Source organism: Streptomyces sp. AC602_WCS936 (assembly GCF_019049125.1).
Taxonomy (GTDB): Bacteria; Actinomycetota; Actinomycetes; order Streptomycetales; family Streptomycetaceae; genus Streptomyces.
In genome coordinates, this window is the sequence record NZ_JAGMUF010000018.1 from 72,150 (window position 1) to 82,114 (window position 9,965).

The 9,965-nt window shown below is 72.3% G+C and carries 10 protein-coding genes and 1 tRNA gene; 2 read left to right on the top strand and 9 right to left on the bottom strand.

All coding sequences use genetic code 11. From position 1 onward, the window contains the following. Nucleotides 1-55: 55 nt before the first annotated feature. From KUM03_RS08565 to KUM03_RS08580, 4 genes are all read right to left on the bottom strand, one after another. Nucleotides 56-256, bottom strand: a complete 201-nt coding sequence (locus KUM03_RS08565; protein ID WP_217246422.1) for a hypothetical protein — start codon at nt 254-256, stop codon at nt 56-58. Nucleotides 257-344: 88 nt separating this feature from the next. Further along, complete coding sequence (locus KUM03_RS08570; protein ID WP_217246423.1) at nt 345-1,238, bottom strand: SDR family oxidoreductase; 894 nt, start codon at nt 1,236-1,238, stop codon at nt 345-347. Next, nucleotides 1,235-2,179 carry an alpha/beta fold hydrolase gene (locus tag KUM03_RS08575; RefSeq protein WP_217246424.1) on the bottom strand — a complete coding sequence of 315 codons (945 nt, stop codon included), beginning with the start codon at nt 2,177-2,179 and terminating at the stop codon, nt 1,235-1,237. The genes KUM03_RS08570 and KUM03_RS08575 overlap by 4 nt, the downstream gene beginning before the upstream one ends. Beyond that, a complete protein-coding gene (locus tag KUM03_RS08580; RefSeq protein ID WP_217246425.1) occupies nt 2,176-3,714 on the bottom strand; it encodes an NAD(P)/FAD-dependent oxidoreductase in 1,539 nt (512 codons plus the stop codon). The genes KUM03_RS08575 and KUM03_RS08580 overlap by 4 nt, the downstream gene beginning before the upstream one ends. Before the next feature lie 133 nt (nt 3,715-3,847). Between KUM03_RS08580 and KUM03_RS08585 the strand changes: the two genes are divergently transcribed. Next, on the top strand, nt 3,848-4,516 hold the full coding sequence (locus KUM03_RS08585; RefSeq protein WP_217246426.1) for a MerR family transcriptional regulator: 669 nt from the start codon (nt 3,848-3,850) through the stop codon (nt 4,514-4,516). On the opposite strand, the gene KUM03_RS08590 is transcribed toward KUM03_RS08585, so the two are convergent. After that, the gene (locus KUM03_RS08590; RefSeq protein ID WP_217246427.1) at nt 4,513-5,316 is read right to left on the bottom strand and encodes an exodeoxyribonuclease III; all 804 of its coding nucleotides are present in this window, start codon (nt 5,314-5,316) and stop codon (nt 4,513-4,515) included. The two genes, KUM03_RS08585 and KUM03_RS08590, sit on opposite strands and share 4 nt — an antisense overlap. Nucleotides 5,317-5,385: 69 nt before the next feature. Between KUM03_RS08590 and KUM03_RS08595 the strand changes: the two genes are divergently transcribed. Further along, nucleotides 5,386-5,871, top strand: a complete 486-nt coding sequence (locus KUM03_RS08595) for a GNAT family N-acetyltransferase (protein WP_217246428.1) — start codon at nt 5,386-5,388, stop codon at nt 5,869-5,871. Between the two features lie 34 nt (nt 5,872-5,905). On the opposite strand, the gene KUM03_RS08600 is transcribed toward KUM03_RS08595, so the two are convergent. From KUM03_RS08600 to KUM03_RS08615, 4 genes are all read right to left on the bottom strand, one after another. Continuing rightward, on the bottom strand, nt 5,906-7,651 hold the full coding sequence (locus tag KUM03_RS08600) for a hypothetical protein (RefSeq protein ID WP_217246429.1): 1,746 nt from the start codon (nt 7,649-7,651) through the stop codon (nt 5,906-5,908). A gap of 216 nt (nt 7,652-7,867) precedes the next feature. Continuing rightward, a tRNA-Ala gene (locus KUM03_RS08605) sits at nt 7,868-7,941 on the bottom strand. An 84-nt stretch (nt 7,942-8,025) separates the two neighbouring features. Continuing rightward, nucleotides 8,026-9,291: a gephyrin-like molybdotransferase receptor GlpR gene (gene glpR / locus KUM03_RS08610; protein WP_217246430.1), complete on the bottom strand. Its 1,266-nt coding sequence runs from the start codon at nt 9,289-9,291 to the stop codon at nt 8,026-8,028. A gap of 185 nt (nt 9,292-9,476) precedes the next feature. Continuing rightward, nucleotides 9,477-9,965, bottom strand: a 489-nt coding sequence (locus KUM03_RS08615) for a GNAT family N-acetyltransferase (protein ID WP_217246431.1), incomplete at its 5' end; no start/stop codon positions are given.

Here is a 9,965-nt window from a genome sequence, read left to right on the forward strand (position 1 = left end):
GAAGAAGGGGCGCCCTCCCGGCAGGGGGGCGCCCCTTCAGCTCAGCGGCGGCGCGTCAGGCGTCGTAGCTGCTCTCGAAGCGCTCGTCCTCGTCGCGGCGGCGGCGCGAGGCCGGGTCCATCTCGTCCTCGTCGCGGCGGCGGTCGCGGTCGCGGTCCTCGCGGTTCGGGAACTGCTCACGGGCCTGGTCGGCCCGCTGCTTGCCCTGCTGCTGCATACGCTCGGCCTTGTCCTGGAACTGGTCCTTGATACCCATGTGGGTTCACTCCTGTGGTGATCGGGCCCGACCGGATCGGCCGGGCGCTCGATCAGATTCACACGGGCGGTGACCGTGCGCATGTCGATCAATCACGGACCGTAGCCGCCCCCGATCGCTGCTGTTCGTCGGCGGCTCCGCCCGCCCCGACCAGCCCGACCCGCAGCCCGTCCAGTCGGTCCCCGAAGCGCCGCATCTCGCGCTGTCCGACGGTGCCGACGAGGGCCGGCAGGTAGCCGCGCACGCCCTGCATGCCGCGCAGCCACCACTGCCCGTAGACGTGTGCCGAACGACGCTCGATGCCCTCCACCAGCCGGTCCACCGCCGGACCCAGCGGGTAGGTCTTGTTCGACGGCCAGGGCAGCCGCTGCCGCAGCTCGCGCATCACGTCGTCCTGGTCGGCGCCGCGCACCATGTCCGTGTCGGTCCACGACAGATAGCCGACGCCGACCTTCACGCCCCGGTGCCCGACCTCCCCGCGCAGACTGTGCGCGTACGCCTCCACACCGGACTTGGAGGCGCAGTAGGCCGACATCATCGGCGCGGGCGTGATCGCGGCGAGGGACGCGACCTGGAGCAGGTAGCCCCGGCTCTCCAGCAGCGCGGGCAGGAAGGCGCGGGCCGTCACCGCCGAGCCGATCAGGTTGACCTCGATCACCCGCCGCCAGGACTCCGGGTCGGACTCGACGAACGGACCGCCGGTGGCGACACCGGCGTTGGCGACGACGACGTCGATCCGGCCGAACCGTTCCTTCACCTGCGCCGCCACCTCGGCCATCGCCACGTGGTCGGTGACGTCGGCGTGCCAGTGGTCGCTCTCGCTGTGCAGCCGGGCCGAGACCTGCTTGAGCGCGTCCGGCTCCAGACCGACCAGGGCCACCTTCACCCCGCGCGCGGACAGCTTGCGGGCCAGCAGCTCCCCGACGCCCCGCGCGGCTCCGGTGACGACGGCGACGCGCCCTTCCAGGTTCACCCTGCTCATGCGATCTCCTCGGCGTGTACGGCGGATTCGGTGCGGTCGGCGGACACATAGGTGCCGGTGAGGGCGCGTATCTTCCCGGTGACCAGGTCCGGCGCCTCCACCGGCGTCATGTGGCCGAGGCCCGGAAGTTCCGTCAGGCCCACGCAGTCGGGCAGCGCGGCGGCCAGCGCGCGGGCGTGCACGGGCGGGGTCAGCCGGTCGGCGGTGCCGACGACTATCTCCACCGGCATCCGCAACTCCCGCACCCCGTGGTCGAGGTCGAGCAGGTCCAGCACCTCGGACCAGGCGCGGCGCACCCGGCTCGGGCAGGCGTGCACGATCCGGGCGCACGCCTCGACCATCTCCGGCGCCGAACCGGCGCCCATCGTCCCGTACTTGAGAATGCGACGCGCGAGCGGCGTGACCGGCCCGAGCGGCGCCCGCGAGCCGAGGACCCGCCGGGTCAGCCAGGTCCGCACCCGCCCCGCGCCGAACGGCAGCACGGTCGCGGACTCCACCAGCCGCGAACTGCCGGTGCTGCACAGCAGGACCGCCGCCGTGTGCTCGCGCACCTTGGGCCGGGTCGCCGCGGCCATCACGGTCATGCCACCCATGGAGTGCCCGGCGATCACGGCCCGTTCACCCGGCGCGAGCGTGGCCTCAAGGACGGCCTCGAGGTCGTCGGCGAGGGGCTCCGTGCCGCAGGCCGGGTTGGCCGGGCTGCGGCCGTGGCCGCGCTGGTCGTAGGCGATGACCCGGTGGTCGGCGGCCAGGGCGCGGATCTGCGCCGCCCAGAACGCGGTCGAGCAGCACCAGCCGTGCGAGAGGACGACCGCGGGCGCGTCCTCGGGACCGTGCACCTGGACGTGTATGCGGGCGCCGTCGGCAGCGGTGACGGTCAGCTCGCGGGCGGGGACGGGCGGGGCGTACGGCCCGGCGGCGACGTGCATGAGACGGCTCACGCGCTCACCTCCGCGCCCGCGTCCGCGTCCGCGCCGGGGGCCGCCTTGGCGACGGCCGGGCGCAGCACCTCGTACTCCCCCAGGTCCACTCGCCTGGTCGCCCGCCGGAAATCGGCGGTCGTGCCGGGCCACACAGTGGTGTTGCGGCCGCTGGCGTCCAGGTACCAGCTGGTGCAGCCGCCGGTGTTCCACACGGTGCGCTTCATGCGTTCCTGCACCCGGTGGTTCCAGTTCCGTACGGCGGCGGGGCGGGCGTCGAGGGCGACCCGGCCGCCGAGCACGTTCAGCTGACGCAGGTAGTCCGCCATGTAGTTGAGCTGTGACTCGATCATCAGGATCATCGACGAATTCCCCAGGCCGGTGTTGGGCCCGATGATCGTCATCCAGTTGGGGAAGCCGGCCGCCGAGGCGCCGCGCAGCGCCTCCATGCCGTCCTTCCAGGTCTCGGCGAGGGTCCGCCCGTCGGCGCCCACGACCCGCTCCGCGATGGGCATGTCGGTGACGTGGAAACCGGTGCCGAAGATGATCACATCGGCCTCGGTCTCGGTACCGTCGGCGGCGACAAGGGTGGAACCGCGCACCTCGCTCAGCCCACTGGCGACGACATCGACATTCGGCCGGGCGAGCGCCGGATAGTAGGTACTCGACAGCAGGATCCGCTTGCAGCCGATCCGGTAGTCGGGGGTGAGCTTGGCGCGCAGGGCCGGGTCCTTGATGGCGGACGCCATGTTGCGCTTGGCGATCTGCTCGACGAAGCCCAGCTCGCCCGGGTGCTTGGTGAAGGCCTGCACCTGGAGCTCGCGGATGCCCCACAGCAGCCCGCGCCGCAGCTTGGTGGTGACGGGCAGCGCCCGGTGCAGGGCGCGCTCGGCGCCGCTGATCGCCCGGTCCATGCGGGGCATCACCCAGGCCGGGGTGCGCTGGAAGAGGGTGAGGTGACCGGCCTTCGGCTGGATGGACGGCACGATCTGGATGGCGGAGGCGCCGGTGCCGATCATGGCGACGCGCTTGCCGGTGAGGTCGTGGTCGTGGTCCCAGCGGGCGGAGTGGAAGACCTTGCCGGGGAAGGAGTCAAGACCCGGCACGTCCGGCACCTTCGGGTCGGACAGCGGCCCGGTCGCGGACACGACGACATCGGCGGTGAGGTTCCCGCTCGCCGTCTCGATCTCCCACCGCAACTGCTCGGTGTCCCACGCCATCCGCTTCACCTCCGAGTCGAAGCGGATGTGGGGGCGCAGCCCGAAGGTGTCGGTCACGTGCTCCAGGTAGGCGCGGATGTGCTCCTGGCCGGAGAAGGTGCGCGGCCAGTCCGGGTTCGGCGCGAAGGAGAACGAGTACAGGTGGGACGGCACGTCACAGGCGCACCCGGGGTAACTGTTGTCGCGCCAGGTCCCGCCGACGCTCCCCGCCCGCTCCAGGACGACGAAGTCGGTGATCCCCTCGCGCCGCAGTCGTACGGCGGCCCCCAGCCCGCCGAAGCCGGACCCGATCACCGCCACCCGCACGTGTTCTTGAACCTGCTCGTGCTCGGCCATCCCGAAGCCTCCACGCGTCGCCTAGAACTCTGCCAGTGAACACTGGCGCAATGGGGAGAGTAGAGCAGCGCCGTACTGATGGGTAGGGGGCGGACGAGGAAAGTTACCGACGGTACGCCGTAGGCTCGACGCCGTGACCGAGAAGCGCGAATACCGCATGGAGGAACTGGCCCGGCTGGCCGGCATCACGGTGCGCACCCTGCGCTTCTACCGCGAACGCAAACTGATCCCGCCGCCCCGCCGCGAGGGCCGCATCGCCTGGTACGACGACCACCACCTGGCCCGCCTGCGCACCATCGCCGCCCTCCTGGAACGCGGCCACACCCTCAGCGGCATCGCGGAACTCGCCGACGCCTTCGACCACGGCCGCGACGTCGGCGACCTGCTCGGCTACGGCGAACCCACCGAGGAGACCCCGGTCCGCCTCACCCCCGAGGAACTCGCCGCCCGCTTCGACGGCGAGGTCACCCCGGAGAACCTGGCCGCCGCCATGGACCTCGGCTATGTCGGCACCGACGGCGACGAGATCGTCCACATAAGCCACCGCCTGCTGGAGGTCTCCTCCGCCCTGGTCCGCGAGGGCATCCCCCTCGGCGAGGTCCTCCAGGCCGGCGCCCGCGTCCGCGAACACGCCGACGCCCTCGCCGACCTCTTCGCCGACCTGATCCTCCGCCACGCCCCCGAAGGGCAACTCGACCGTTTGCGCCCGCTCGCCCGCAGCGTGGTGGAGGCGGAACTGTCGCTGGCGATGGACCGGCGGATCCGGAAGAAGGCCGGGGCGGAAGAGCCGCCCGGGCGCTAGCGGTCGTAGACGACCGTCACCGGCGCGTGGTCGGACCACCGCTCGGCGTGCGTGGCGGCCCGCTCGACGCACCCCTTGACCGCCTTGGCCGCCAACCCCTCGGTGGCCACGTGGAGGTCGATCCTCCATCCGCTGTCGTTATCGAAAGCCCTCCCCCGGTACGACCACCACGAGTACGGTCCCTCGACGTCCGGGTGCAGGGCCCGCACGACATCGACGTAGCCACCCTCCCCCGGATCCAGGACCCGCCCCAGCCACTCCCGCTCCTCCGGCAGGAACCCGGAGTTCTTCTTGTTGGCGCGCCAGTTCTTCAGGTCGGCCTCGCGGTGGGCGATGTTCCAGTCGCCGCAGACGACGACCTCGCGGCCGTCGGCGGCGGCGCGCTCGCGCAGTTCCTTGAGGTAGGCGAGGAACTCGCCCATGAAGCGGACCTTCTCGTCCTGGCGCTCGGTGCCGACCTCGCCGGAGGGGAGGTAGAGGGAGGCGACCGTCACACCGGGCAGGTCTGCCTCGACGTAGCGGCCGCTGGTGTCGAACTCCGTCGAGCCGAAGCCGACCTGGACGCGGTCGGGCTCGCGGCGGGTGTAGAGGGAGACGCCGGCGCGGCCCTTGGCGGCGGCTGGGGCGTGCGTGACGTGCCAGCCGTCGGGCGTGCGGACGTGTTCGGGCAGCTGCTGGGGCTCGGCCCGTACCTCCTGGAGGCACAGCACGTCGGCGGAGGTGTCCGCGAGCCATTCCACGAAGCCCTTCTTCGCGGCGGCGCGCAGACCGTTTACGTTGACACTGGTCACGGTGAGCACCAGGGCACGATACCGGCACACTGGACGGTGCCCCGATCCCGGATTCCGCATCGATATACGGTAGGTAGCATGAAGATACGCCGGGTCCCCTTCGACCACCCCGACGCCCTGAAGCTCAACGACGAGGTCCAGGCCGAGTACGACGTCCGCTACGGCGATGGCGGCGACGCCACCGAGCTGGCCGCGTCGGACTTCGCGCCGCCGAACGGCCTGTACCTGATCGCGTACGACGAGAACGACGTCCCGGTCGCCTCCGGCGGCTGGCGCAGCCAGGACGCCAACGGCGAGGGCAACCTCGACGGGGACGCCGAGCTCAAGCGGATGTTCGTCATCGAGCAGGTGCGCGGGCGCGGGCTGGCCCGCCGCATCCTGGCGGCCCTGGAGGAGGACGCCCGTGCGGCGGGCCGGACCCGCATGGTGCTGGAGACCGGCACCAAGCAGCCGGAGGCCGTGGCCCTGTACACGTCCAGCGGCTACGAGCCGTGCGGGAAGTTCGGCTACTACCGGTTCCACGAGGAGAGCCTCTGCTACGCGAAGGCCCTCCAGGCTCCGTAGGCCCCGTAGGCCCCGTAGGCCGCGCGGACAGCCGTCAGGCGGCGCCTTCGCTCCGGCGCCGTCGCGAGACGGCGAACAGCACGCCGCCCGCCGCGAGCGCCAGCGCGGCGCCGGCCGAGGCGAACAGGGCCGTGGAACCGGTCGAGGCCAGCAGACCGCCGTCGTCGTCCCGGCCGCCCTGGGGGGACTCGCCGCCGCCCGTGCCGCCGGTGGAGCCGGCCCCGGCGGAGGTGCCGCCGTCCGAGCCCGTGCCGCCTGCACTGCCGCCCGAGCCGCCGCTCGTACCGGTGCCGCCCGTGGTGTCCGAGCCGCCGGTGGTGCCGGTGCCGCCCGTGGCGCCTCCGGTGTCGCCGGGGGTCTCCTCGTCGCCCGTGCCGTTCAGCACGATCCAGCCGGCGTCGTTGGACGGGTCGCCCTCCCGGGGGTTCTCGTACTCGGGCAGGGCGATCTTGCCCTTGGCGCCCTCGACGACCTCGTCAATCCGCAGCTGGAAGCCGTAGGTGCGCCGGTCGTCCTCCAGGAAGGGCGTGCCGGCGAAGCAGATGTACTCGGACGGGGTGGCGTCGTTCACCGGCTGGCAGAGGCTGGGGCTGTCGACGACGCTCGCGCCCTCCGGGATCCGCACGGTGAAGCTCAGCGGCTCACCGCCGGAGCGCAGGGCGCCGATCCAGGCGGGTCCGTGGTTGCGCAGGCCGATGTCGACCTTGACGGTCTCCCCCTGCTCGCCCGCGACCCGCGCGCCGGTGAGGTCGAGGTCGAAGGTGTTCCGCGTGGGCAGGTCGATCTCGGCGTACTTCGCGTAGTCGCCGCTGGTGCCGCCCTCGACCGGCTTCAGGGTGAGCGTCTCGCCGGTGCCCTGGCGGTAGTCGGCGCCGGCGCGCAGTGCGCCGGTCTCCTTGGCGCCGACCGCGTCGAAGCCGTAGTGGAAGATGTCGTTGAGCGCGAAGCCGGCGGTCTTCACCTTGACCGGCTCGCTGAGCTCGTAGGACGTGCCGGGCAGGAACTCGCCCTCGAAGGTGCACAGGGCGACCTTCTGGTAGCGGATCAGGTCGTCCTTGTCCTCCTCCGCGTACGAGCAGTTGTCGTACGTGTCGGGGAAGGACAGGCCGCGCGAGCCGCCGAAGCGCAGGACGACGCCGTCGGCGGACATGCTGCCGACGTTGCGGAAGCCGAGCGGGGCGTTGTAGGTGTCGCCGGCGGCGAAGCCCTCGGGTTCGGCGGGGAGCTTCTTCTTCAGCAGCTCCGGCCCGCCGACCAGTACGTCGACGGTGTGCTCGTTGGACTCCAGGCCCTCGCCCGCACCGGTGACCTTGATCTTCCCGAAGTCGCCGGCCTCGGCGGTGTCCTTCAGGTCGAGGCGGACGCGCCAGCTCGGGTTGTACGTGTCGCCCGGGTAGAGGCTGCTCTCGTGGCAGACCGCGGTCAGACCCTCCGTCTCGCAGGACTGCGGCAGCTCGACGTCGGCGAAGCCCTTGAGGGCGGTGGCGTCGATGGTGACGGTGTAGCCGTCGTTCGGTACCGGCTCCGGGTCGGTGTCGCTGTCCGGGTCGTGCTCGCCGGGGCCGGTGAGGCCCAGGCGGATCTGCGGCTCTCCGGGCTCGACCTCGGCCCCGTCCAGCGCCAGGTCCACCTTGTCCGGTCCGGTGATGGCGACGGGAAGGGGGGCCTGGCCCTCCTCGGCCTGGGCGACACCGGTCAGCGAGACCGTGGCGAGTCCGGCGGCGGCCACCCCGGCGACGGCCGCGCGTCTCCACGGCGAGCGCAGGGAGCTGTCTCTCATGTTCTCTTCCGTTCCCAGACGACAATCAGGCGCCACTGCTGTGACACCGCGCACAGGTGACCCGCCGGTAGCGGGGATGGTTGCGCGTTGTCCGGTCACGGATTTATCTCGGCCTTACAGGCCGTCCCCGTGCGGTGCGAGCTGCGGTGCGAGCCAAGGAAACGGCGAAGGTCCCGCTCGATCGTGATGATCGAACGGGACCTTCGTCAATGTGCGTGGACCTGAGGGGATTTGAACCCCTGGCCCCCTCGATGCGAACGAGGTGCGCTACCGGACTGCGCCACAGGCCCTTGCAACGAGTGAAACTTTAGCACCCCGACCGGCCTGCTCAAAAATCGCTTCCGGGGCGCCCGGGCGGCCGGCCGCGGCAGGGGCTACTCGTTGGCCGCGCGGGGGCGGTCGCCGTCCTCGTACTGGTCGAAGAGCGGGGTCCGGCCGCGTTCGCGGGCGCGGCGGGCGGAGGCGGCGCGGCGGGCGCCGCTGCGGGCGGGGGCTTCCTGGCGGTCCTCCGCGCGGCTCTCCGTGCGGTCGGCGGGGCGGTCCGGCGCCGGGGCGGGCGCCGCGTCCTCCCGGTGGGGGGCGACTGCGCTGGAGCGTGCCGAGCTCCAGGCGTCCGGCGACCCGAGGTCCACGTCGGGGGTGGCGCGGGGGGCGACGGGCGCGGTCACGTAGGTCGGCAGGGGCACCGGCACCGGGTCCCAGCTGTCGCCCTGCGGCCGCCGTCGGCGTTCGCGCTGCTGGTCGACCCACTCCGCGTGGTCGGTCTGCTCGACCAGGGCGCGCCGGTCCGCGGCGAGGGCCGACAGGCCGGAGTCGGGCTCCGCCTCGGGTCCCTCGTCGGGCTCCTCGGCGTCGGGGTCGCCGACGGTGTCGGCGGGGTCGGCGGGGGTGCGCCTGCGCGGGCGGCGGTCGCGGTTCCGCAGCCGCTGCGCGGCGGCCTCGGCCTGGCGGCGGTCCATCTGGAAGGCGAACCGGCGGCGTTCCTGCGTACGCAGGTAGGCGATGTAGGCGCTGAGCAGCACCGCGGGGACTCCGGGCGCCCACAGGAAGGCGAGTCCGCCGACGGCGGCGACGACCGAGCCGAGCGTGAAGGCGAGGAAGAGGACCACGGTCGTACGCCGGCGGCGCGCGAGTACCTTGCTGCGCCGGGCGCGGGCCGCGGCACTGGGGGAGACGGGGGCGCGCCGGGCCTGCGGAACGCTCCGGCGCGCCGGTGCCGCGCCGGGTGCGGCGGGGCGCCCGGAGTCGGGGGACGGCCCGGCAGCCGGGACCCGCCCGGAGTCCGGGGCCCGTCCGGTTTCCGCGGCCTGTCCGCGTCTGGGGCCGGGTGCGTGTCCGTCGGCCGCCGGCCGGGTGTGCCGTCGGGTTCTGGACACGGCGAAGGCCCGGACGTCCACCGAGTCGGTGACGGCGTCCGGGGCGTCGGTGTCGGGCCCCGCCTCGTCGGCGGAGCGCGACCGCAGGTCCTTGGCGTACCGGCGCTCCATGCCCGCCCGTCCGGACAGCAGCCGGATGGCGGTGCTGAAGCGTTCCGTCGGACGGGCCTCGTTCAGCTCGTCCTGCCTACGGAGCCACATCGGCACCAGGTAGGCGGCCCAGGCCCCGACAATGACTGCGTAGATGAGGCCGCTGCTGCTCACGCCTCACACGGTAGAGGGGTTTGCGTGGGGCCATCCGCCAATTGAGCCGGTGTGTCGCACGATCTGGCTGATATTTCGAACTTTTCTTGTGATCGATGCGATCAACACACTGCCACGGCCGCGTATTTTTCCGTTTCGGTACGGTCGCAGGTACGGTCGCGAACCGATCAATTTCGAACGTTTATTCAATTCCCGGTGTTCCGCGTGGACCGGTCCCGTGACCGGTGCCAGCGTCGCAGCAGGCCTTCGGGGACCTCTTCCGCGGTGAGCGCGAAGACCAGGTGGTCGCGCCATGCTCCGTCGATGTGGAGATAACGCGGCCTCAGGCCCTCCTCCCGGAATCCGAGTTTCTCCACGACCCGGCGGCTGGGCGCGTTCTCGGGGCGAATGCAGACCTCGACGCGGTGCAGTCCGACGGTGCGGAAACAGTGGTCCACCACCATCGCCACGGCCGTCGGCATCACCCCCCGGCCCGCCACCGACTCGTCCACCCAGTAGCCGACGTGCCCGGAGCACATCGAGCCCCAGGTGATGCCGGCCACCGTCAGCTGCCCGGCCAGCCGCCCCTGGTACTCGATGACGAACGGCATCATCCGGCCCGCGCCCGCCTCGGAGCGCAGGTGCCGCACCATCTGGCGGTAGGTCGGCCGGTGCGCGAGCGGGCCGGCGGGGGT

Coding starts and splice junctions, on each gene's coding strand:
- KUM03_RS08600 (WP_217246429.1), bottom strand. CDS start 7,651: ATGAGAGACAGCTCCCTGCGCTCGCCGTGGAGACGCGCGGCCGTCGCC.
- KUM03_RS08565 (WP_217246422.1), bottom strand. CDS start 256: ATGGGTATCAAGGACCAGTTCCAGGACAAGGCCGAGCGTATGCAGCAG.
- KUM03_RS08570 (WP_217246423.1), bottom strand. CDS start 1,238: ATGAGCAGGGTGAACCTGGAAGGGCGCGTCGCCGTCGTCACCGGAGCC.
- KUM03_RS08595 (WP_217246428.1), top strand. CDS start 5,386: ATGAAGATACGCCGGGTCCCCTTCGACCACCCCGACGCCCTGAAGCTC.
- KUM03_RS08580 (WP_217246425.1), bottom strand. CDS start 3,714: ATGGCCGAGCACGAGCAGGTTCAAGAACACGTGCGGGTGGCGGTGATC.